The following is a 21479-nucleotide window of genomic DNA, read 5'->3' on the forward strand; positions in this document are numbered from 1 at the left end:
GTCCTCATGCAGTCGCCTCAGCGTCCCGGAACGGGGGTGTCGGGATGATGCCGCGCGCGATCTCCACGGCACGTGCGCCGTCCACTGCCCGGGAGGGATAGGCGTCCAGAACGATTGCCGGCAGCAGCCGTTGGGTCAGATCCGAGAAGGTGAAGCCGTAGTCGCGAGTACCGCGCTGCGGCCCGGTGGCAGTGACGAGAGCGTCGATGTGATGGCGGCCGAGGCCGATGGGCTCCAGGCGGCTCGACAGCACGAAGCGGCGCTGCTCCTCGTTGGGGCGAGCGAAGCTCAGAACATCGGCCGCACGCCGCCGCACCGCCGGGTCGAGTGCGCTCAGGCGATTCGTGCACATGAGCACGGCAGCCGGAAGCTTGGCGTTGGCGATACGATCGATGCCGCGGATGAAAGCGTTCACTCCGGCCCTGTCCTCATGGTGCATCTGTGCCGCCTCGCGCGACTGGGCGAGTGCGTCGGCCTCGTCCACGAGAAGGATCACTGCTCCGCGCGCTTTGCCGGAGGCGGACCTCAGCTTGGTCGCCTCGGCAACCGTGTAGTCGAACGCGGCGGTGAGGAGCTGAGTCATCTCGCCGACGCGGCCCTGGCCGCGGGTCGAGAGGCTCAGCGGCAGAAGGGTGATGTCAATCTTCTCCTGACGCGCGACCGCATCGCCAATCGTCTCGGCGAGTTCCGTCTTGCCTGAGCCGACGTCGCCGGCGAGCACCACCAGCGGCGGACGGCGCAGAACCGTGTCAAGGAGGGCCTGGGCACCCGGATGATGCCGCTGCGCCCAGTCCCCGAGACCTCCGGGATTGACGAGAAGGCCGAGAATCTTGGCAAGCCGACTCTTCTGGTCATCGAGGCCCACGAGACGGGCAAGTCGCGCCTGCGGTTCGAAGTCGGGATAGGTGACGCGACGGTCGAAGAGTTCGTCGAGGGTGGGCTTGGTGTTCATCAGAAGCTCCGGACGCTAGCACGGTCGAGAGCTCGACCGCCGGATGAATAAGTGCGGTCATTGGCGAGATAGCCGGTGATTCCAGGTTCCGGCGCTCCGCTCCGAGAGAAGGGAAGTCCTCTTTCGAAGGCAGAGCGCTCGGCTTCGGCCAGTTGGAACCACGTAGAGGTGTAGGTCATGTAGCTGTAGAAGGTAGAGCCGCTGATATCGGCTCCGGGGCGGATGCGACCAGGATCGTCGTCATTGGCCGATGCGCCGGCAAGATCCCGAGCGGTGTAGCGCAACGTCGGCTCGATCCAGTTGCCGTCCCTTTTGAAACCGTAGGTGACGGTCTCGAGATAGCCGGCCTTGAGCATTTCGGTCACCTCGGCTTCGAACTCCGCGATCTTGGCGTCCGACGGGCTGCTGTAGAAGCGTTGCATGCGCTTCAGGTCGGTCGCGACCTTGGCTGCCATATGCCGGGCGTGGGTGACCGTAAAGGTCGAACTTTCCGTGTAGCTGAAGCTGTAGGACATGGGACGACCTCAAGCCTGAAAGGAGGAACCGAAGACCTTCTGCCAATAGGCGGCGGTCAGTTGCTTGGTGGGGGCGGCAAGCGCCGCGTCGATGGCGTCTCCGGCCTCAAGAGCGGCATCGACGATCGCGTCCGCGTTCGTCGTGGTGTAGAGGCGTGCCACGTTGTTGGCAGCGTTCACCGGATCGATGATCTGCACCGTGTCGGAGAACGTGCCCACCGACGAGGCGGGGTAATAGTCGCTGAAGACGATCCGCTGCCGGAAATCGGTCCGGGCGATGTAGGTGAAGAAGTGCTGGAGCGCTTCCGGGTAGTCGGAGAAATCCAGCCCGTCATCGCAGAGCTTGGCGAGGATCATCTCGATCATGAAGGACTTGAAACGGAAGCCATCGCGCTCCTGCTTCATGCGCCGGGCCCAGAACTTCGCGAGCCGGACTACCTGCGCGAAATGCTTCTCCTGGGCGCGCTTGCGCTTGGCTGCGAAATTCAGATGGAGCGGTATGCTCGTCTTCAGAAATGAGCCGTCATCCTGGCTGACGAGGTTCCCGTACCACTGCGGGTCGCCGTCATAAAGGATCGGCACCACGTCCACGTCGAGCCCCGTGCCGCGGAAGGAGACTGTGACGGAGTAGGTCTGCGGCTGCACCTGATCAGGGCTGAAGTTCGGAAAGGCCTTGCGCAGCCGCTCGGCCAGGTAGTCGAGCAGTGCCCGCACATCCTTCGGTGCGTCGGCGCCGCTGACATAGCAGGCAACATCAATGTCGTTGAGGGAGCGAAGCGCCGTGCCCTTCGCGAGGCTGCCCGAAAGCAGCATCTTCTTCAGCGTGAAGTCAGGATGCTCACCGAGATAGCCCTCCAGCTTCTCGCGAAGGCGCCGGGCCTGCGCCCGATACTCATCCGCCTTGTCCTTCGGCAGGTTCACCTTGTCCTGCGCGAAGGCGGCGATTTCGTCATGACCGACATGCTGCCGTCCCATATCCCACTCCTGTTGACCGGCGACCCGGAGGCGGCGGCGTGTTGAGATCATCATATAATGGCTAAAATTTAGCTATTCAAGGGGTGAAGAATTGGCTATTCCCCGTTGACAAAAATCCATTGATTCTCTATATGCTGTATCCCAACGACGGAGGATGAGATGACGGCGAAGCGGACAATGACGCTAAACCTCACCGACGCCGAGATGCGTGTTCTGGACGAACTGTCAGTCCGGAAAGACATCACAAAGACCGCCGTGCTCCGCCAGGCCCTGCGCCTCTACCAGACGATCGACGCTCGCGTCGAAAAGGGCGAGAAGCTCCTGTTCGAGAACGAGGCGACGAAGGAGAAGGCGGAGCTGATGCTTCTATGACGGTCGATGTCTCGACGATCTATCTTCTCGACGTCGCGACCGGGGAGAGTGTCGAAGCTGAGCTGCGGGATGCGATCGAACAGGCGCAGCTCGACGATTGGCAGACGAAATGGCAGCCCGCCTTGCTGGCGGTGCTGCAGGATCTCGCCCGCAAAGGCGTGCCCATGTTGCAATGGCCGCAAAGTTGGCACTGGAATTGGGCGCAGAAAACGGCCCGGGTGCAGGGTCTCTTGGCTTTTCGCGGGTTCAGCGTTGTTGCTCGTGGTGAGACGCAAGGCCTGGCGCAGGTCGACCTGACAAAGGCGAGCCGGGAACCAAGCCAAGTCGGCAAGCCGCTGGTCTACCTTGACTATCTTGAGGTCGCGCCTTGGAATCGGCCGGAGTTCGGGGCTGCGCCCCGGCTGCGTGGTGTGGGTTCGGCCCTGATCACGGCCGCCGCCTCGTTGAGCCTCGATGAAGGCTTCAAGGGTCGCCTCGGGCTTCATTCGTTGCCCCAAGCGGATGCCTTCTACCGCAAGATTGGGATGACCGATCTTGGACAGGACCCGGCGTATCAGAACCTGAGATACTTCGAGATGACCGTCGAGCAGGCTCGTGCGTTCCTCGAAGAGGAGTGAGAGCGATGAAACTTGAACGCAGCAAAGAGTGGTGGATTGCTCGGGCACGTCGTGAAGGCGACGCCGTCATCGGCGCCGGCCTGCTCGCGTTCGACCCGGCAGTTGATGAGCGCCCATCGGGCGCGCAGAGCGCAGTAGTTGAGGAAACCCGTATCGCCTTCGGCAAGTTCGTGAATTTGATGCGACGCCACCGTGGCTACTCGATGGAGCAACTGGCTCAGGCGGCCGACCTCGATGCGAGCGAGTTGCTCGTGATCGAGGACGATGTGCACTACGTTCCGGAGCCCCGGACCGTATTCAAGCTGGCGGAGACCTTCGACGTATCGCAGCGGCGATTGATGCAGCTTGCCGGATTGACGGCGGCGAACGATGCTGGCTTGCGCCAGGAAGCCGTAAGATTCGCCGCGCGCTCTGAGGCCGTGCAGAAGCTAACCCCCGAGGAAAGCTCAGCACTCGAAGCGTTCGTCGTTGTCCTGAGCGAGCAGGAACCCAAGCGAGTGAAGTGAGAAACGTCAGCCTCGGACATCGCACGGTCATCGATATCGATGGACAGGTCGCCAAGGTCCTGCGGGGCTTGGGCAACCCTGAGCCCCCCATTGACTTGCGCATCGTCCGGGATTTGCTGAAGCTCGACCGCGGCTACTACAGCACCACGGACGACAGCCTTCTGCGCGAGACTCTCTCGCGCATGAAGGTCGCCGGCCGTCAGGTTCTCCTGCGTCCAACGATCCTGCGCGACGCTGTGCGCAGCCTGAGTCTGAAAGCCTTGTACTTGCCGGACCAGAAGCGAATTCTGCTCGACCAGGACCTGCCGCCCCTGAAACATCGCTGGAACGAAGCACACGAGATCGGCCACGACATCATCCCGTGGCACGTCGGGATGATGCTGGGCGACACCGAGCAGACGCTGACGCCAGCCTGCCATGAGATCATGGAGGCGGAAGCGAACTACGCGGCGGGTCAGATCCTGTTCCTCGCCGATCGCTTCGCCGCGGAGGCGACCGCCTCGGCGCCAAGTCTTGGCCTCGTGCGGAACCTGAGCAAGGGATTCGGCAATACGATGACGTCGACGCTCTGGCGTTTCGTCGAACAGGCGCATGGCGGCCGGCCGATTGTCGCCCTGGTCACCGGCCACCCGCATCCGGCGCGGCGCAAAGTTGATTTTGATGCCGCGAACCCATGCCGCTACTGTGTGGAATCGCCGCCCTTCCGCGAGCGCTTTGGCGGCCTCGAGGAAACGGACTTGTTCGCGGCAATTGTCGGCTACTGCGGCTCGCAGAGCGGTGGAAGTCTCGGCCAATGCGAGATTCTCTTGCCTGATCGGAATGGTGATCCACACCTGTTCCGATTCGAGACATTTTTCAATCGTCACGAGGCCCTAACACTCGGGTTTTGGCTAAAGCCCCACGCCCGAGGGATGGCCGTTCAGGGCCTCTAGCGAGCCACCGTTGCGCAAACGATCGTTTATGCACCCGTTGCACAGGCCGCAGAAAACGCAATGAAATCAGTTGCCGAAAGCCGCTCATCCGGGCACGATTGCGTAATCGATGAATTGCATGCTTAATTATGCAACGGGGCATGATGGGCGAGAAGATCGGATACGCAAGAGTTTCCACCGTCGAACAGAACCTCGACATGCAACAGCGCGCTCTCAAAGCGGCGGGATGCTCGAGGATATTCACCGACAGGATCAGCGCGGGCGCTGTGATAAAGCCCGGCCTTGAGGACGCGCTTCGCTATCTTCGCGCCGGCGATACGCTGTGCATCTGGCGTCTCGATCGCCTTTCGCGATCCGTGCATGACCTGCTCGCGCTCGCCGAGCGCTTGCACATGCAAGAGATCGGTCTCCATTCCATTACGGAACTCATCGACACCACCACGCCCAATGGCCGGCTGTTCTTCTCGATCGCTGGTGCCTTCGCGCAGTTCGAACGCGACGTAATTCAGGAGCGCACCCTCGAAGGTCTGGCGGCCGCGCAGGCGACAGGCAAGAAGGCCGGACCCAAATTCAAGGTGACTGACGAGCAGTGGTCTGCGATCCGGCCGCGGATCGCCAGCGGCGAAATCAGCATTGGACAAGCCGGCGAATGGGTCGGCTCGGACCCGTCAAGAACATCAACCCGTCCAATACCGATGACGTGGTGGGTGAATATGCCCGCGCTTCCGCCGACGACACCAAGGCTGCGATTAGGGCGGCGAAGGCTGCTTTCCCGGCCTGGGCGCGCTCCGGCATCCTCGAGCGCCATGCGATCCTCCGCAAGACCGCCGACGAGATCCTCACCCGCAAGGACGAGCTCGGCCGCCTGCTCTCACGCGAGGAAGGCAAGACGCTGGCCGAAGGCATCGGCGAAACGGTGCGCGCCGGCCAGATCTTCGATTTCTTCGCCGGCGAGTGCCTGCGCCTTGCCGGAGAGGCGCTGCCCTCCGTTCGGCCGAATATCGGCGTCGAGATCACCCGTGAGCCGGTCGGCGTCGTCGGCATCATCACGCCCTGGAACTTCCCTATCGCCGTTCCGGCGTGGAAGATCGCACCGGCGCTTTGCTACGGCAACACGGTCGTCTTCAAGCCGGCCGAGCTGGTGCCCGGCTGCTCCTGGGCCATCGTCGACATCCTCGTGCGCGCCGGCCTGCCGAAGGGCGTGCTCAATCTTGTCATGGGCAAGGGCTCCGTCGTCGGCCAGACGATGCTGGACAGTCCCGACGTCAACGCTATCACCTTCACCGGCTCGACCGGAACGGGCACGCGCGTCGCCATGGCCTCCGTCGAGCATAACCGCAAGTACCAGCTCGAAATGGGCGGCAAGAACCCCTTCGTCGTGCTCGACGACGCGGATCTCGACGTCGCCGTGGAAGCGGCCGTCAATTCGGCCTTTTTCTCCACCGGCCAGCGTTGCACGGCCTCCTCGCGCGTCATCGTTACCGAAGGCATCCATGACCGCTTCGTCGCCGCCGTCGGCCAGCGTTTGAAGAGCGTCGTCGTCGATGACGCGTTGAAGGCCGGCATTCATATCGGCCCCGTGGTCGACGAGACGCAGCTGAAGCAGGACACCGACTATATCGAGATCGGCCAGAAGGAAGGCGCGAAGCTCGCCTTCGGCAGTGAAATCCTGAAGCGCGATACGCCCGGCTTCTATCTCCAGCCCGCACTCTTCACCGAAGCGACCGATGCCATGCGCATATCGCGTGAGGAAATCTTCGGCCCGGTCGCCGCGGTCACCGTGTAAAAGACTACGAGGAAGCTCTCGCGGTGGCCAACGACACGCCCTTCGGCCTGTCCTCCGGCATTGCAACGACGAGCCTCAAGCATGCGACGCACTTCAAGCGCAATGCGGAAGCGGGCATGGTGATGGTAAACCTCCCGACGGCGGGCGTCGATTTCCATGTCCCCTTCGGTGGGCGCAAGGGCTCGTCCTATGGATCGCGCGAACAGGGCAGATACGCCAACGAATTCTACACAATCGTCAAGACCGGCTACACCCTGGTGTGACACGGTGAAATGGTCTGCCCCTTCATTCACGCGCTCATTTAAGCCATCGTCAAGATCACAACGCTCGCGTTTGGCGGTCTCTCTATCAGTTCCGATTCGTGCTGCGCCCCGCCTTGGAGGGGTCGCAGGCTTCCGTCGGCTTCTATGGCAGACGTTGTCGCATATTTCGCCCGCTTTGGCGTTTCATCTGTGGGATCTCATCTGAGCACGTTTCAGGACAGACTAACGCCTCATGACCTCTACGGTGCTGCCCGCCGCGTCAGCGGCGCCGTCACCCTTGATGTCAGTGAAGAACCGCATGAAGCGCTTGCGTGAGCGCTCGATATGATCGCGCATCGCCGTCTCGGCCGCCTTGGGGTTCCTGTCTTGATCGCAGGAATTTTCGTCTATCCGTTGAAAAAGCAGCTAGTTGCTTGAAAGGTAGACTTATCAAGCGGCTGCACTTTATAGCCGCTTGATGGATTCTTTATAAGCGACCGGCCGTTTAGGCTCCGGTGGATCCGTCTTTTGGGGCATAGCGCCGTAACCGCCCGATTGTGACCGCCTGCCGGATTGGGCCTTGATGGCCTAAGACACGTGTTTAACGACGTCGTTAGGGACGCGTCTTAGGCCAGTGTTACGATGCGCGTGGAAATTCTTGGGCAGGAACGGCGGCGGCGATGGCGCGACGAAGAAAAGCGCGAGATCGTCATGTCGGTTGGGGTTTCGGGAGCTACGGTGACGGAGGTGGCTCATCGGCACCACGTGACGCGGCAGCAGATTTACACCTGGCGCAGCGAGCTGAAGAAGAAGGGATTGTTGTTGTCATCCACCAATGCGGTGTTTATTCCCGTCGATATGAGTGCCGTGCAGACCGAGCAATATGGCGATCAACAGGACCGATCTGGGATGATCGAGTTGCGATTGCCCCGCGGTCGCAGCCTTTGCTTCGACAGCGGCGTGAACGCCAGCGTCCTGACGCGGCTTATCCGGGCGGTGGAAGCGGCATGATCGGACCAGGAACTGGCGTGCGCGTGTACCTGGCTTGCGGGGTTACGGACATGCGCAAAGGAATAGGGCCTGGCTGCGCTGGCGCAGGACGTGTTGCGCCAGAAGCCGACCGGGGGCGCGGTCTTCGCCTTTCGAGGCAGACGTGGTGATCGTTTGAAGCTCCTTTATTTTGATGGGCAGGGTTTCTGCCTGTATTACAAAATTCTGCAAAAGGGACGTTTCCCGTGGCCTTCGGCGGCCGACGGGACGGCCCGGCTGACGTCGGCGCAGATGGCGATGTTATGGGAAGGGATCGATTGGCGGCGTCCAAACTGGGGCGCACCACCGGCACGTGTCGGCTGATTCTTATCTCTCTGAATCTTATTGTTTTTATGGCAATTCGTCCTGATTTTTGATAGTCAGGCTCATGTCGAACGCGACCCAAAATCTTCCCGATGATCCCGCCTTCCTGAAGGCGATGATCGCTGCCTTGCAGGCGGAAAATGCGAAGATGTCGGCGACGTTGCGGGCGCACGACCAATTGATCCAGGACCTGCGGCTGCGCATCGCCAGGCTAAGGAAACATGCCTTCGGCAAATCCTCCGAGAAGATCGAGCGCGAAATCCAGCAATTGGAACTGGCGCTGGAGGATTTGTTGATCGCAGCGTCGGAGAACAGCACCAAACCAATAGACGAGGACGATGAGATCGTCCCGGAGGCGTCCACAGATCCTTCCAGGGAGAAGGTGATCCGCAGGCGTCCACGCGTATCAGAAAAGGCCGTGCGCGAGCGCAGGGAAATCGATCCCGGAAGAGTCCGCCCCGATTGCGGGGGAGAACTGCGCCTGGTGGGTGAAGACGCCAGCGAAATCCTCGACATGATCGCGGCGCAGATGAAGGTCATCGAGGTCGCCCGGTTGAAGAAGTCCTGCCGTTGCTGCGAGAAGATGGTGCAGTTGCCGGCACCGAGCCGCCCGATACCGGGCAGCATAGCAGGTGCCGGGCTTCTGGCTTACATCCTGGTCTCGAAGTTCGACGACCATCTGCCCCTCTATCGCCTGAACGAGATCTTCGCCCGCATGGGCGCCGACATTCCCGACAGCACGCTGGTCGATTGGTGCGGTCGCGCCATGCGGGTGCTTCAGCCTTTGATCGAGCGGATCGAGGCGGCGATCATGGGCAGTGACCTTCTTCATGCCGACGACACCCCGATCCGGGTGCTCGATCGTTCGCTGCGGGATAAGGGGCTGGGCAAAGGCGTGAAGAAAGGCAGGATCTGGGCCTATGTCCGCGATCAACGTCCCTGGGCGGGTGTGGCTCCACCGGGTGCGGTCTATTACTTCGCCCCCGACTGGAAGGAAGAGCACGTCCACCGTCACCTCAAACAGACAAGCGGCATCCTTCAGGCTGATGGCTACAAAGGCTACGGCAAGCTGTATGACCCTGGAGGGGATGGGACATCCCGCTTCCGTGAGGCAGCCTGCTGGGCACACTGGCGACGCGACTTCCACGATATCTGGACCTCGAATAAATCCGAGATCGCACGCGAGGCTCTCGACCGTATCGGCGCGCTTTACGACATCGAACGTGAGATTGTGGGTCAGCCTGCCGATATCCGCCTCGCCGCGCGTCAAAAGCACAGCAAGGCGAAAGTCGAAGCCTTGCGCGTCTGGACCGAGGCGCAGTTGACCCGCATTCCGGGCAAGGGCGATCTGGCGCAAGCTTTCCGCTATGGCCTGAGTCGGTGGCCATCATTCTGCCTGTTCCTCGAGGACGGCCGTGTCGCGATCGACAACAATGCTGCTGAGCGAGCCCTGCGCCCGGTTGGAATTGGAAGGAAAAATTGGCTCTTTGCCGGCGCAGACACTGGTGCGGAGACACTGGCGCGTGCCATGACGATCATCGAAACGGCCAAGATGAATGGCCTCGATCCGCAGGCCTATCTGGCCGATGTGCTCGATCGTATCCACGATCATAAGATCAATCGCCTCGACGAACTGCTCCCCTGGAATTGGTCACCAGTTGCCGTCGTCTGCGCCGAGGCGGCCTGATGGCAACAGTCACTTATGTCCGCACCATCAAATATGTTGCCGAAATTCTTGGCGAGGATCCGGAGCTTCTCCAGGCGATCGTCAGCAACGATGACAACCTGACCTACGGCAGTATCATCAGCGTCTATAACGGTGAGGACGAATCCATCACCGCCCTGACAGACGACGGCATGGAGGAGTTGGAACAGATGCTCTCCTATGCTCGCCGCTCAACTCAGGAATGGAACGACTTCCTCAACAGCTTTGTCGACGACGAAGAACTCATCGCCCGCATCAAAGCAAAATCTCCGCGGTAGCAATCGGCCGGTTACATAGCGCCTCGCGAGCACGACGATCGATCCTTGTCCGAGAGAATCTCGAGGGTCAAAGGGTCCAGCTTCATGAAAGGGCCTGAAGATAACGAACGATGCGTCCGCCGCTTACGGCTTGAGTTGCGTGCATGATTGCATTTGTATCAAGACCATGATGCCGATAAAGGTCGGCAATCGTGCCGGTCTGGCCGAAATGTTCGACCCCCCAGCGACTTGACACTGTGACCATAGACTCCGCCAGTCCAGGAGAGCGTGGCTGGGTGCCCATCGATCACCGTGACGATCCGGCAATCGCGTGACAAGGGCGGCGCCAGCAGGCGTTCGATGTGGCTCATCGCGCCGACCGCTCCACGTTGCCGGGCGCGTTCAGCAGCTTGCCAGCCGGCATTGAGCCTGTCCGCGGAGGTGATCGCCAACAATCCGACATCCCGTCGATCTTCGGCGAGCAGACCCGTTGCCGCGATCGCCTCTGGCGCAACGACACCCTGATAGGCGATGATCACGCTGGCATTCGGTCCGGGCCGGCGCAGCCAGTAGGCCCCATTGATGATGTCTTGCTCCAGGTCAGGCGCCATCTGGCGTGCTGGCTGCTCCAGCGGGCGTGTCGAGAGGCGGAGATAGACAGATCCGCCCGTCTGATCGCGCAACCATGTCGCCTCATCGGGGTCACCTTCGCCGTCGCGCTGCATGTAGTCGAAGGCGAAGCGCATGATGACCGAAAGCTCGTCGACGAAGGCAGGCTCGAACGAGCTCCTGCGCCATCCCGATCAATGGCGTGCCGATCGACTGGTGCGCTCCACCTTCCGGAGCAAGCGTCACGCCGGACGGTGTTGCAACCAGCAGGAAACGCGCATCCTGGTAACAGGCGTAGTCAATTGGTCGGCCGAGCGGTATATAAACGGATCATAAACAGTGCCGATGGGCAGGAGCCGGGCGCCGTTGATCGAATGGGAAAGGCCGAGTGCGCCAAGCATGATCATCAGGTTGGATTCGGCAATACCCAGTTCGAGATGCTGGCCATTTGGACCAAAGTCCCAGTTGTAGGTCGACGGGATCCGCTCCGCCTTGAAGATGTCGGCAATGCTCTCGCGGGCAAACAGCCCGCGCCGATTGACCCATGGGCCGAGGTTGGTCGACACGGTCACGTCCGGCGAGGTCGTGACAATACCCTCGGCAAGCAGTGTGTCACCACGCGCGATATCGTTCAGAATCTGGCCAAAGCCCATCTGGGTTGAAAGCAGCTTGCCTGGCTGACCAGGGTAGGGAAGGGCAGGAGCGGACAATTTATGGGCCGTTCACAGCAATGCCTATGACTACGCCGCCGTGCGCCCTCGCGCTACGGCCGAAGAGAAGAAGCATTTCGAGGACGTTTTCACGTCGACAATCTACGAGACCGAGCATCCGGTCGTGCGTGTCCATCCGGAGACAGGCGAAAGATCGCTTCTGCTCGGCAGTTTCGTTCAGCCCCTTGTCGGCCTCTCGAAGAGTGACTCCGCAAAACTTTACGAGGTGTTCCAGTCCTACGTCACCGCCCCAGAGAATACCGTGCGCTGGCACTGGAAAGCGGGGGGATGTTGCGATCTGGGACAATCGCGCAACGCACCACTATGCCGTCAACGACTATGGCGACCAGCACCGCGTCGTGCGCCGCGCGACCGTCGACGGCGACATCCCCGTGAGCATCGACGGCCGCCGCAGCGTAACCCAGGTCAAGCCCGTCAAGCCGCAAGCAAAGGCGGCGTGATCAGGCACCCTGGTGCATTTGGCCGGGAGACGATGCTAACAGAGTTTATCTCCCGGTAGACATCCTTGCAGGGCAGACGACGGACGATCGAAGCCGCCCACCGCTTCAAAATGAACGTCGAAATGTTGGCATAATTCTAGCAGCGTCTGCTCGCTCGGATGGCGGCGAGCGCCACCATCGCCTTGAAAGCCGGGGTGTGACTCCGGCTTGGTCGTCTCGTCATGGTCTCTCGGTTCCCGGCATCTAAGCCAAAGACAGGCAGAAATTCCAATTATTACGGCTCTAGGTTTCCTGAGCCACCTCTCCCGGACCTGCGGAGAACCGCGCGTTTTAACTTGCTCAAGACCTCCGTTTAAAAGGAGTCTCGACGGATGCAGGATCGCTTCCACGGAAGGCCGACTGAGTCGTAAAGTCGACCTGTGAGGACGTTCGGTTTTGAGGACCGACTTGGAGACGGATCAGGTTTGTCGCGTCCGTCATATCCTCGTAAAGCAGGACCATTCGGGATGATACCCGTGAGGATCATGATGGTCGATGCGGTGGGTGTTCCCGATAAGCGACGCTCGCCGTTTCAGGCCATGCACCATATAGCCTGCGAAAGCAGAAGTTCGGCAAGCAGTGCGCCGTCCTGGCTGGTGATGCCCGCAATGAATGCTGTACGCCGAGGTGAACTCATTTCTTATAGTTCCAATGTTGAAGCTGCGACAGGAATAGTCAGGGACGCACGCTAATCACTTGCCGGTGGAGGTTCATGTCTTCGAACGCAGGTCAGCTCCCGGGAGAGCCGCGCGGGCACTTCCCAGCATCATTCTTCACTTTTGTCTGTCGTGAATGTCCTGTATTTGGCAACTGGTATGGCCGCGCGCTCGCCGTTGCTTGCCTTGATAACTTGGTTGTTGAACAAATCCCGCGGATCGTTGACCATCACTGCGAGGTTATGGCGTGTTGAACATCCCATCGGCTGGTCGACGAATTCGTCATTGGGTAAAGTGCTGGAAAATGACGGGCAGACAGAAGGGCTCGCAGCATAGGCGATTGACTCTATTCGCGCTGAATGGCCCTCTTGTTGATTAAACAACTGAATATTGGAAGCGTCGATGCCTATCTGCTTCGCCTGATGCACTGCCTCTGCGCTGAGCGGGGGCGACCCACTGATTAGCAGATGAAGCGCGTCGGGCCGACCGCTGCTGGCCCTCGCAAGGAAAATACGCAAGCGCTGCAGTTCGGAGGCGCGAAGGCTCTCCAAAATCAAGACGCTGGTCTGCTGCCGGATAAGGATCGGTGTCGATGGCTCGACATGGACCGGCGGGCTTGCGCAGCCACTTAGGCTTGCTGTTAGAGCGACTAGGTGAACTTTGACCCGGAACGTCATTCGATGATAAAGCCGACTCTGCTTTTGGCGCTTGGCATGCCGGTGCGGTCAATAGCGCGGCTGCGCGGCAGACGTAGCGAATTCGATCCAGGGTCCCCCCGATCCAAGGGCGACGCCATCGTGGGCGCGCTCATCTGCTCCGGGTTCGACCCTGGTCTTACGATGTAAGGAGTAACCAGAATAACCAATTCCGATTCCTCTTTTTGAAATGACGACGAACGGAATAGGGCGCCAAGGATCGGCACCTGACCGAGTCCGGGAAAGGCACTGATATCATTGGTTACGGTACGCCTGATGAGCCCACCAATTGCGAAGCTCTGCCCACTGGCGAGTTCGACGACTGTATCGGCTCGGCGGGTAGAAATTGCGGGCACGGAAATTCCGTTGATTTGAACGGCACCTTGTGACGTGAGTTCACTGACTTCCGGCTTTACGCGAATATTGATCTGGTTGTTGCTGAGAACGGTGGGTAGGAATTCCAGGCTGACGCCAAAGCGACGAAATTCAATTGAGACTTGCCCATTTTCCTGCGGAACAGGAATGGGGAATTCGCCGCCAGCGAGGAAGCTGGCGGTTTCGCCCGACATCGCAGTGAGATTCGGCTCCGCCAAGATGGAAGCGACGTGCTCCTTGGCGAGCGCGTCGAGAACCCCGCCGATGTTGATATTACCATCATTGTATCCAATTTTTGCTGTACCGCCACCACTAGCGGCACCAGAGCCGCCGCCTCTGCCGCCGCCGCTTAACATGCCCACCTTGAAACTTCCGATTTGCCCGAGGGCCGACAGGTTAATACCAAGTTCCTTCATCGCGCCACGGGAGACCTCCGCTACCCGCACACTGAGATTCACCTGCAACGACCCTGCGACCTTGATCTTATTGACGACCTGCGCACCGTCACCGAGAAATTGCTCGGTGATTCTTTTCGCAGTGTCGACGGCTTCGGCATCGGGCGCTGTACCACTAAGAATCGCGCCGCGCGGAGTATACTTGACGCGGATTGGATAGTCTCCGACCTGATCCCTCAACATGGCTCGGAGGTCGCCGATTGGATCCGTAACGACGATCTGCACCTGGGCGAGAGCCACGCCCTTGTCGTTCAAGGCGAAAAGGGTGGTCCGCCCGGGTTTCTTGCCAAAGACGAAGATGGTTTCGCTCGAGGGGGCCTGGTAGTCCGCAATCGTCGGGTCGGCAACAAAGATGGTCGCGGCTGGCGCGGGGAGACGGACTGTCTGGCCGAGCGAAGAGGAGAGGTTCAGCGTGTCATTGATACTATTGGAAGTGGCACGCGGCGCCCCTCCATCCCCGCTGCTTTGGGCCGCGGTAGAAAGTGGAGATAACAGGATGAGCGCGCAGATGAGAGGGCCCAAGTAAAGACAACTAGTGGCTCTTGGTCCGTCGATGAGAGCCGGAGGCCGATGGGCGACAGGATGACGAATTGAGACGATATTCAAGGCAGTCTTTCTTTCACATTCGACCAATCATGCTGATACCGCGCCAGGCAATTCAAGAATGTAGCCAATGCCACGCACGGTCTTTATCTGTGGCGTCGCGCCTGACCTACTCAGATGTCCACGTAAGCGATAAATCCCGACTTCAAGTGCGTTGGTAGACACCTCGTCGTTGAACGAATAGAGGTGACCTTCCAACTGCGCACGCGGCACGATGCGGCCGGCACGCTTAAGTAGATGCTCAAGAATACATAGCTCGCGGCGTGCGATCGTTAGCCGATCACCTGCAACGGAAAGCTCTCGGCTGATTGGGTCGAAGTTGAGATTGCCGAATACAAGGATAGGATCAGTCAACTGTATCGCTCTGCGCTGAATGGCTCTCATTCTAGCGATGAGCTCAACAGGAGAGACGGGCTTGCGCAGGAAATCGTCCGCGCCACCATTGAAAGAGGCAATTCGCTTCTCGCGGTCGTCGAAGCAGCTCATAACGACGGCGGGAACTGAGTGCCCCTCGCTTCTTAGTTGCTTCAACCAGCCCAAGCCGTCGCCATCAGGCAGAACCAACTCCAGCAGGAGAATTTCATAGCTCGCGCAATGAAATGCACACGATGCCTCCTCGAGAGTGCAAGCTACATCAACGGCAAACCCGCTATCCGCGAGCGCAGCAAGTACCGCGCGTGCAACATCAGCATGGTGATCAACGAGCAGCGTTCGCATTTCATCTCATACTCAAGCTAGAAGAATCGGAGCAGGTCACCGCCGGCTATGGAGCCAAGGTGACAGCAGAATTCACGCAACGCGTTGCCTTTTTGGCACGAGCATGCAAACGCCGAAAATACTCGCGGACAGCAGCATGTGAAGACTATTGGACCAGAACCGTCGGTCGGCGGACCAAAAACACCACCAACCTCGCTGATGATTGTTTCTTGCATCGATTCTCCTGAGTGCGGCCCTAGGTTTATGAGCTCCGGCATCGCCCAGGGGCCCACGGTTCGGATGGCTGAAAGAGTTATCTTCGAGAAGGGGATTGGAAAAATCCATTGTTCCAATCCGTTACATTTAGGGGGTGGATGCTTGCCGCGGGCTCTATCCCAGCGTGAGCTGCTGTCCACACGCTGCTCGGGGCTGAACGCCAGCCTTCTGGTCAACGGGATCGATCCCGACGGGATGCGGCTGCTGGTCGAGACCGACCGAACGGAATAGGCTAATTGCAGGCCGGATGAGAAAAATCGTCCGCAACAGCGGCCCGTACCGTCGCCGGCAAGATGAAAGGCATTCGCCCTAACGGCGACGGCATTGTTGCTTAAGGACCGGCACTTGGCGCGTGGCTTGGCCTAGTGCTGTATCAGCAATCAAGTCCGACTATTCGACGTCAGCAAACGCGATGACCATATTTGCGCAGGTTAGGCGCTCGCGCAGCTCGGAGATTGTCGACGGCAAAACAAGATTCGCCGAGCCTCCGAAGGCACGGGCGACGTCGCGGCGGGCTCACCAATAAAGCGAGAATTCTCTCGCCAATGCTCTAAGTAAACTGGGCCGCACGCGCGTCATCCGCGGCCGACGGCGGCACTGCGAGACCGGCAGAAACTGCTGGCAAGGCTGTTGTCGACAGCACTGCCGCGCAAGGGAAAGGCAAGAGCAAGCCGGCCACTGGCATCGGGAGTTTGGCCTCGAGGCGGGCAGAAGCGCAAGTCGCCACGAGCATCAGCGACTTGGCGCCAGCAGCCAAGGTCCTCGTGCGCTCAGAACTCGGCACGAATAAGCTCGTGAGCGCGAGCGAGGCGCATGCGAGTGCGTCGGAGGCGGGGGGACTGGTCAAGACTTTGAGCCAGGCAAAGGCCACAACTGCGATGAAGATTTACGCCTTCCCGCCTTAGAAGCGCCTTGGATACCTGCGGGACGCGAAGGAACTGGTGCCCGCGGATCCCCCGCACGCGTTGAAAGGCGACCCGGGCTATCTGTTCGAAATTCGGCTGCAGCCAAAGGCGCTGCGTAACGGTGCACTGCCGGGTCCGATGTGGGTGCACATCCTACCGCGCGCGGGCCGGTGCATGCCCGTCAGCTGACAACGCTGTATGGCGCCGCCTTCACCGCCTGTCACGTTAAGTACCCGCGCCATCCGGTTGCCCACACGGAGCACAGGCAAACGCTGGCTGCTCGATAAGGAAGGCAGTTTAGGCAGGCCGTTTTGGCAAAGGGCTAAGTGGCTGACAGTTTCTATATGATAGATAAGGGCCCGTTTCAACCGCTTTCGACATGCGCATCGAGGCTGTGCTGCGCACAGTTATGCTACGGTGCCAACGCACGGGGATCGGACTTCCCGTCTGTATCCAGGGACAGGTTCAGATTGTGTTGCAACATTTGATTGTCTGGCTCTGCTTTGAGAGCTTGCCGATATAGCACTTGTGCGGCGTCATGCCGGCCCTGAAGATCCAAGGCAACTCCTTTCGCGTTCAATACACGCAGATTACTTGGATCCGTAGCAAGCACTCCGTCGAGTACCTGAAGCGCCTCATGTTCTCGTTTCTGCGCCAGCAGTATCTTGGTAAAACTGATTGCCGCATCAACATTATCCGGATGCTGCTTCAGATTGTGTAACGCTCGCTCTTCAGAATCCTGACCAACTGCGCTCAATATGCGTTCGCGCATTGCCGGGTCGATATGATTGGCGCCGAGCAACGCTGGGGGCGACGTCTCCTTCACCGAAAGAGCTGGCTTATTCCAGCTGGCGCAACCGCCGAGAGGCAGGATGGCGAGTACAGCGAAGAGGACTGAGTTCAATCGAAATGAAACTGATGGTGCAGCGACTGTATTCTTATGCGAAGTCATTTTCGGTTCTCACCTATCATCGAGGTCTTGGCTATCAACTTGCGGCAATGCGGAAATCGCGAGCCCCTGACGGTCCACTGTTGATTCCAGGCGGAGCTTAACGGATCCGGCGGGCTGGATGGTGAAGTCGGGCGCGAGGTCCTGGTAAGACAGCACAGCAAGATCAATCTCGTTTCGTGCGAGAAAGCCGCGGACGAAGCGTCGGATATCCGTTGCAGTTAATACGACAGGCCGGGTCTGATCAGGCGCTGTGCTGGAAAGGATCTGACGCATCTGTGACAGTAGTGCTTCACTTTGCCGATCCTCTAGTGCGAGGTAGGGCCCCGCAGCCGATTCCCGAACCGCGCTGCGCACCACATCCTCAGTCTCACGTTCGATGATGAACGCGGGCACGATTCCGTGTTCATTGGCATAGCGGTGACAGATCTGCCGCTTCATATCAGAACGAACGTACTCGGTGAGAAGGGCGACATTTTGCTCACGTTCGCTCCGTTCGGCCAATGCCTCCAAGACAACGCGGGTGTTGCGGATCGGGATACCTTCATCCAGCAGACGGCGCAGTACATCGGCAATCCGAGGGATCGGTGTCGTGCGCAGCACCTCCTTTACCAGATCAGCATATTCCTGCTCCATCCGCCCCAACAATTGGCTGGTCTCCTGAATGCCGACCAAGCGCGGTGCATAGCGGGTTAACGCCCCTTGCACACGCAAGGCGAGGAGTTCGCTGGGGCCGTGATGTCGGATGCTGGCGGCCTTAAGAGCCTGTGCATGGCATTGTTCGACCCAGATTATGTCCTTTTCAGAATCTTGGCGAAAGGGGATGCCGCTCGACTGAATGTTCGCCCGATCGTCTTTAAGCATTAGCTGTGTCGAATCAATCAGATCCTGTTCTACCGGCACGCCCTCGATATCTATCCTGAATTTCGATTCGGGCAGCTGCTGATCGACCGCAACAGGGATGCGGGGAACAATGATGCCAAGATCGGCTGAGACCAATTGCGACACGCGTGCAATGTGCTGTTTTAGTTCGACCTGGTCGATGGCTTGCATGACGTTCGGCGCAAGGAAGAGAGCGATTGGACATGCCTCCGCAGGCATCGTTTGGTTTTGAGGCTCCACTGGAGCTGCAGGTGTAGCATCGACACCGCCGGTGCCCAGCACATCGCCCTTGACAATGCTTGCCGCGGCGAACACCGCGGCCAAGATAAAAAAGACGGGTAGAGGGAAGCCAGGAACGAACCCCATCGCAACCAAGACGGAAGCCGCCAACCGTAATGCTCGCCTGCTCGCCGTGAGTTGATTAACTATGTCGGTCCCAAGGTTGAGGCTCCCAGCCCCAGTTACACGAGTGACGATGGTCGCCGCGGTAATTGAGAGCAGCAGGGCCGGGATCTGCGAGATTAGGGCATCACCGATGGTGAGAAGGGTATAATGTCGCAGCACCTCGCCGAAGGGCATACCTTTCGAAAGCAAACCGATCGAAATCCCACCCAGCATGTTGATGAAAATAACGACGAGCCCGGCGATCGCGTCACCCTTCACGAACTTCATCGCGCCGTCCATAGCGCCGTAAAGTTGGCTTTCCTTCTCCAATGCGCCGCGCCGCCTGCGAGATTCGCTGGCATCTATATCGCCGTTCCTTAACTCTGCGTCGACCGCCATTTGCTTGCCGGGCAGGGCGTCGAGCGTGAAGCGGGCGGCCACTTCTGCTACGCGTTCAGCGCCCTTCGCGAGGACCATGAACTGCACCATGGTCACAACTAGGAATATGACGATACCTACGACGATATTGCCTGAGATCACGAAATCGCCGAACGTGTGGATGATGCTGCCCGCCTCGCCTTCGGCCAGGATCAGTCGCGTCGTTGCGATAGTGAGCGCCAGACGGAAGACCGTGGAAATTAAGATGACGCCTGGCAAAGAAGAGAATTCAAGTGGTGTGCTGATATACAAAGCAACCATCAGCAGCAGTATGGCCAAACCCATATTGAAGCCAATCAGTGTGTCGATCACTGCGGTCGGTACTGGCATCACCATCATAGCCACTGCCACAAGCAGCATAAGCGCAACCATTAAGTCCGGGCTGGCCGGCGCGCGCTCGATGAGGTTACGAATGATATTGCCCATGGAGGCCCCTTTGTTAACGTTTGACAATTGCTCGGCTTTTACGCAGCTTTCGAAGGTCCACCAGCGCATGGCGACGCTTCAGACAGAGAGACTGCGAAAGCGGTGGCCCCCGGGTGTATACAGCGTGTCCAGGCCCGTCAGACTCCCACCGCCTACATCGGCCGATACGAGCGCATAGGCGAGAAGTCGCAGCAGTTGAACATCCCGAAAATGATCGGATGTAGGTGCCGCAACCCGGGCAAGTTTCCTGCGCTCTTTCCACATGCGAGGCAGACGTAGGAGAGGGAGCACAGGAAATCGCGCCTTCCTTGGCGATAAGCGCGCGACACCACCTGCTTCGGAGACCTTCGTGGTTCACGCTGAGTCCTGTGCCGCTATCGTCTCGCCCTTGATCAAGCTGGGGCCCGATCTGCTGGAGCAGGAGCACCCGCCGTAACGGGACAACAATTTATTCCTGCATCTCCGGATGATACCGAGTGCAACAGGGCAGGTGGGGCAGCTTGAGCATTGGAATTCTCCTATGGCCTGCGAATCGGAAAGCACTTAATAGGGGAGAGAAGCAACGTGGCCATTCCGGCTCAGCAGCACGCGGCTGTCTTCGATCCGATCGATTGTCCATCCATCATCCAAAAGGGCGCCGACGAAGTACTTCTCTCCATCAATGACAACATACGGCGAGGACCCGCGCCAAACCGCTTCAATCGCGATTGCCGATGGCGCCTTCTCCTCTTTGATGATCACGTTATTGACCAGTGTTAGAGCTCCATTCGTGCGATGATCGAACCACTCCTGAACCTTCTGCCAACTGGTGGCCGATGCAGACGAGACGGTGCCTTCAGCTGTAACAACCCCCTTTGCCCAGTCGACCTTAATATTGAGCAGGCCTGCTCTAGCCGCTTCCCGTTGCAGATCTCTGGCCGCTGCAACGGCTGTCTGATTGTCAGCGTGGTTTTCGGTCAGCTTGGGTTTAGGGATAGCAGCAGGTGAATTGGCGCTCGATACATCGGCGCTAACGTAGTAGGAGAAAATCATTGCGAGCGCGCCGATCCCGACGGAGCCCAATAGTACGAAGGTCAGTATGCGGATCGAGAGGCTTGGTGTGTCGACTGATTCAGCGGGCGCTGCACCCTCTGCCGACCAGAGCATGGACATCGCGCCTACGTCGATCACGACCGGAAGAGGAAGCACAACACGCTCGCCGGCGGCAATATTCCCTTTGCCCTGAACGCTAATTCCGGCTGCAAGGGTTTCCACATCGATCGAATCTGCAAGAAAAGTGATGCGAAGATGTTGAGGCGCTAATCCTTGCTCGATAAAGATTATGTCGGCATCGAGGCCACTACCGATTACTTTCGCTTCTGGATCCAGAACACCGGTCAGCCCGCAATAGAGGCCAGACAGGACTTCGAAATGAAGAGAAATCGTGTCATTCAAGGATATTCTTCCGGACAAGGATAGAAGTCGCACGGCAATTGCCGTGCGACTCATTTCAGTTCCACATCGCGTCACCAAATGGTGCGATCGAGACTACGTGAGTCACGCTTCAAACATTATTGAACGCGCTCGTCGGCGACCTTCTTGACCGTCGAGAGTTGCGTTGTAACAGTGCGCAGCAACATACTCCTATTCGTAGCCTCGGTGCTAACCGCCGCCAGCTCCTCCATTTGCGCTTTGAACGCATCAGCCCCATCATTCTTGGCCTTTGTAT

At 59.2% G+C, this 21479-nt stretch carries 17 protein-coding genes and 5 pseudogenes; 11 read left to right on the plus strand and 11 right to left on the minus strand.

Annotation, left to right across the window (positions count from 1 at the left end; all coding sequences use genetic code 11):
* Positions 1-4 precede the first annotated feature (4 nt).
* The 3 genes from BHMPCIPO_RS31445 to BHMPCIPO_RS31455 are packed head-to-tail and all read right to left on the minus strand — an operon-like array spanning position 5 to position 2442.
* Positions 5-952, minus strand: coding sequence for an AAA family ATPase (locus tag BHMPCIPO_RS31445; RefSeq protein ID WP_173520716.1), 948 nt, complete (start codon positions 950-952; stop codon positions 5-7).
* A complete protein-coding gene (locus tag BHMPCIPO_RS31450; RefSeq protein ID WP_173520717.1) occupies positions 952-1467 on the minus strand; it encodes an HORMA-1 domain-containing protein in 516 nt (171 codons plus the stop codon). The genes BHMPCIPO_RS31445 and BHMPCIPO_RS31450 overlap by 1 nt, the downstream gene beginning before the upstream one ends.
* 9 nt (positions 1468-1476) lie before the next feature.
* A complete protein-coding gene (locus BHMPCIPO_RS31455; protein ID WP_173520718.1) occupies positions 1477-2442 on the minus strand; it encodes a CBASS oligonucleotide cyclase in 966 nt (321 codons plus the stop codon).
* A 159-nt stretch (positions 2443-2601) separates the two neighbouring features.
* Here BHMPCIPO_RS31455 and BHMPCIPO_RS31460 point away from each other — a divergent pair, with 159 nt between their 5' ends.
* The 10 genes and pseudogenes from BHMPCIPO_RS31460 to BHMPCIPO_RS31505 all read left to right on the plus strand — a co-directional run bounded on the left by BHMPCIPO_RS31460 (position 2602) and on the right by BHMPCIPO_RS31505 (position 10233).
* Positions 2602-2814, plus strand: coding sequence for a hypothetical protein (locus BHMPCIPO_RS31460; RefSeq protein ID WP_011578844.1), 213 nt, complete (start codon positions 2602-2604; stop codon positions 2812-2814).
* Entirely contained in the window at positions 2811-3431 is a 621-nt protein-coding gene (locus BHMPCIPO_RS31465; protein WP_173520719.1) for an N-acetyltransferase, read from the plus strand. Before BHMPCIPO_RS31460 ends, BHMPCIPO_RS31465 begins: the two co-directional genes overlap by 4 nt.
* Before the next feature lie 5 nt (positions 3432-3436).
* Positions 3437-3937, plus strand: coding sequence for a helix-turn-helix domain-containing protein (locus BHMPCIPO_RS31470; protein WP_173520720.1), 501 nt, complete (start codon positions 3437-3439; stop codon positions 3935-3937).
* A complete protein-coding gene (locus BHMPCIPO_RS31475) occupies positions 3934-4869 on the plus strand; it encodes an ImmA/IrrE family metallo-endopeptidase (protein ID WP_173520721.1) in 936 nt (311 codons plus the stop codon). The genes BHMPCIPO_RS31470 and BHMPCIPO_RS31475 overlap by 4 nt, the downstream gene beginning before the upstream one ends.
* Positions 4870-5066: 197 nt before the next feature.
* A pseudogene (locus BHMPCIPO_RS33330) lies at positions 5067-5363 on the plus strand (recombinase family protein); the annotation flags it as partial.
* Between the two features lie 132 nt (positions 5364-5495).
* Positions 5496-6918 (plus strand): annotated as a pseudogene (locus tag BHMPCIPO_RS31485) (aldehyde dehydrogenase family protein).
* Between the two features lie 621 nt (positions 6919-7539).
* Positions 7540-7908, plus strand: coding sequence for an IS66-like element accessory protein TnpA (tnpA, locus tag BHMPCIPO_RS31490; protein ID WP_246304776.1), 369 nt, complete (start codon positions 7540-7542; stop codon positions 7906-7908).
* A 90-nt stretch (positions 7909-7998) separates the two neighbouring features.
* Positions 7999-8250, plus strand: a complete 252-nt coding sequence (gene tnpB, locus BHMPCIPO_RS31495) for an IS66 family insertion sequence element accessory protein TnpB (RefSeq protein WP_014329500.1) — start codon at positions 7999-8001, stop codon at positions 8248-8250.
* A 64-nt stretch (positions 8251-8314) separates the two neighbouring features.
* A complete protein-coding gene (gene tnpC, locus BHMPCIPO_RS31500; protein ID WP_173520722.1) occupies positions 8315-9937 on the plus strand; it encodes an IS66 family transposase in 1623 nt (540 codons plus the stop codon).
* Positions 9937-10233, plus strand: coding sequence for a hypothetical protein (locus tag BHMPCIPO_RS31505; protein WP_014327268.1), 297 nt, complete (start codon positions 9937-9939; stop codon positions 10231-10233). Before tnpC ends, BHMPCIPO_RS31505 begins: the two co-directional genes overlap by 1 nt.
* Positions 10234-10315: 82 nt before the next feature.
* On the opposite strand, the pseudogene BHMPCIPO_RS31510 reads toward BHMPCIPO_RS31505, so the two are convergent.
* Positions 10316-11534 (minus strand): annotated as a pseudogene (locus BHMPCIPO_RS31510) (transketolase); the annotation flags it as partial.
* On the opposite strand from BHMPCIPO_RS31510, the pseudogene BHMPCIPO_RS31515 reads away from it, so the two are divergent.
* Positions 11524-11992: pseudogene (locus tag BHMPCIPO_RS31515) on the plus strand (TauD/TfdA dioxygenase family protein); the annotation flags it as partial. The pseudogenes BHMPCIPO_RS31510 and BHMPCIPO_RS31515 overlap by 11 nt on opposite strands.
* Positions 11993-12102: 110 nt before the next feature.
* On the opposite strand, the pseudogene BHMPCIPO_RS31520 reads toward BHMPCIPO_RS31515, so the two are convergent.
* The 7 genes and pseudogenes from BHMPCIPO_RS31520 to BHMPCIPO_RS31550 all read right to left on the minus strand — a co-directional run.
* A pseudogene (locus BHMPCIPO_RS31520) lies at positions 12103-12235 on the minus strand (IS3 family transposase); the annotation flags it as partial.
* A 562-nt stretch (positions 12236-12797) separates the two neighbouring features.
* A complete protein-coding gene (locus BHMPCIPO_RS31525) occupies positions 12798-13364 on the minus strand; it encodes a CpaD family pilus assembly lipoprotein (protein WP_173520723.1) in 567 nt (188 codons plus the stop codon).
* Positions 13361-14818, minus strand: a complete 1458-nt coding sequence (locus BHMPCIPO_RS31530) for a type II and III secretion system protein family protein (protein ID WP_173520724.1) — start codon at positions 14816-14818, stop codon at positions 13361-13363. Before BHMPCIPO_RS31530 ends, BHMPCIPO_RS31525 begins: the two co-directional genes overlap by 4 nt.
* 27 nt (positions 14819-14845) lie before the next feature.
* The gene (locus BHMPCIPO_RS31535; RefSeq protein WP_173520725.1) at positions 14846-15532 is read right to left on the minus strand and encodes a response regulator; all 687 of its coding nucleotides are present in this window, start codon (positions 15530-15532) and stop codon (positions 14846-14848) included.
* 1572 nt (positions 15533-17104) lie between these two features.
* Positions 17105-17644 carry a hypothetical protein gene (locus tag BHMPCIPO_RS31540; RefSeq protein ID WP_083265174.1) on the minus strand — a complete coding sequence of 180 codons (540 nt, stop codon included), beginning with the start codon at positions 17642-17644 and terminating at the stop codon, positions 17105-17107.
* 9 nt (positions 17645-17653) lie between these two features.
* Complete coding sequence (sctV, locus tag BHMPCIPO_RS31545; RefSeq protein ID WP_173520836.1) at positions 17654-19771, minus strand: type III secretion system export apparatus subunit SctV; 2118 nt, start codon at positions 19769-19771, stop codon at positions 17654-17656.
* Between the two features lie 543 nt (positions 19772-20314).
* Positions 20315-21205: a SctD/MshK family protein gene (locus BHMPCIPO_RS31550; protein WP_173520726.1), complete on the minus strand. Its 891-nt coding sequence runs from the start codon at positions 21203-21205 to the stop codon at positions 20315-20317.
* Positions 21206-21479 lie beyond the last annotated feature (274 nt).

It is taken from the genome of Ensifer sesbaniae (assembly GCF_013283665.1).
GTDB lineage: Bacteria > Pseudomonadota > Alphaproteobacteria > Rhizobiales > Rhizobiaceae > Ensifer > Ensifer sesbaniae.

Excerpts from the sequence above, each read along its gene's own strand:
- BHMPCIPO_RS31445 (WP_173520716.1), bottom strand. The coding sequence starts at position 952 with ATGAACACCAAGCCCACCCTCGACGAACTCTTCGACCGTCGCGTCACC.
- BHMPCIPO_RS31450 (WP_173520717.1), bottom strand. The coding sequence starts at position 1,467 with ATGTCCTACAGCTTCAGCTACACGGAAAGTTCGACCTTTACGGTCACC.
- BHMPCIPO_RS31455 (WP_173520718.1), bottom strand. The coding sequence starts at position 2,442 with ATGGGACGGCAGCATGTCGGTCATGACGAAATCGCCGCCTTCGCGCAG.
- BHMPCIPO_RS31460 (WP_011578844.1), top strand. The coding sequence starts at position 2,602 with ATGACGGCGAAGCGGACAATGACGCTAAACCTCACCGACGCCGAGATG.
- BHMPCIPO_RS31465 (WP_173520719.1), top strand. The coding sequence starts at position 2,811 with ATGACGGTCGATGTCTCGACGATCTATCTTCTCGACGTCGCGACCGGG.
- BHMPCIPO_RS31470 (WP_173520720.1), top strand. The coding sequence starts at position 3,437 with ATGAAACTTGAACGCAGCAAAGAGTGGTGGATTGCTCGGGCACGTCGT.
- tnpA (WP_246304776.1), top strand. The coding sequence starts at position 7,540 with ATGCGCGTGGAAATTCTTGGGCAGGAACGGCGGCGGCGATGGCGCGAC.
- tnpC (WP_173520722.1), top strand. The coding sequence starts at position 8,315 with ATGTCGAACGCGACCCAAAATCTTCCCGATGATCCCGCCTTCCTGAAG.
- BHMPCIPO_RS31505 (WP_014327268.1), top strand. The coding sequence starts at position 9,937 with ATGGCAACAGTCACTTATGTCCGCACCATCAAATATGTTGCCGAAATT.
- BHMPCIPO_RS31525 (WP_173520723.1), bottom strand. The coding sequence starts at position 13,364 with ATGACGTTCCGGGTCAAAGTTCACCTAGTCGCTCTAACAGCAAGCCTA.
- BHMPCIPO_RS31535 (WP_173520725.1), bottom strand. The coding sequence starts at position 15,532 with ATGCGAACGCTGCTCGTTGATCACCATGCTGATGTTGCACGCGCGGTA.
- BHMPCIPO_RS31540 (WP_083265174.1), bottom strand. The coding sequence starts at position 17,644 with ATGACTTCGCATAAGAATACAGTCGCTGCACCATCAGTTTCATTTCGA.
- sctV (WP_173520836.1), bottom strand. The coding sequence starts at position 19,771 with ATGGGCAATATCATTCGTAACCTCATCGAGCGCGCGCCGGCCAGCCCG.